This window comes from Vibrio sp. 10N.222.55.C6, assembly GCF_041473395.1.
Classification (GTDB): domain Bacteria; phylum Pseudomonadota; class Gammaproteobacteria; order Enterobacterales; family Vibrionaceae; genus Vibrio; species Vibrio crassostreae_C.
On sequence record NZ_JBFRSD010000944.1, the window covers coordinates 1 to 333 of the forward strand.

Sequence of the window (333 nt, forward strand, 5' to 3'; positions counted from 1 at the left end):
ACTTGGATGCGGGTGTTAAAACGATCGAGCACGGTTTCATGTTCGATGGCGATATCGCCGACAAGATGGAAGATAAAGACGCCTACATCACAACTAACATGACCGCGTTTTCACCTTACCTGACACAGATCGAAGCGATTAACTCGAACCCAGCCTCTAAGCGTAAAGCGGAGTCGGCAACCAAAGCATTCAAAGACTACATCTCGAATGTAAACAAGTACCAACCGAAATGGGGTTTCCACACAGACTGTGTTGGTGACGTGGTTTCTTGTATCAAACAAACTGACCATACGATCTTCCTTGCGGGTAAAGAGTTAGGCAACTTCTTCACTT

1 pseudogene is annotated in these 333 nt (G+C 45.9%); it reads left to right on the top strand.

The window, feature by feature from the left end:
* A pseudogene (locus tag AB4486_RS26975) lies at window positions 1-333 on the top strand (amidohydrolase family protein); the annotation flags it as partial.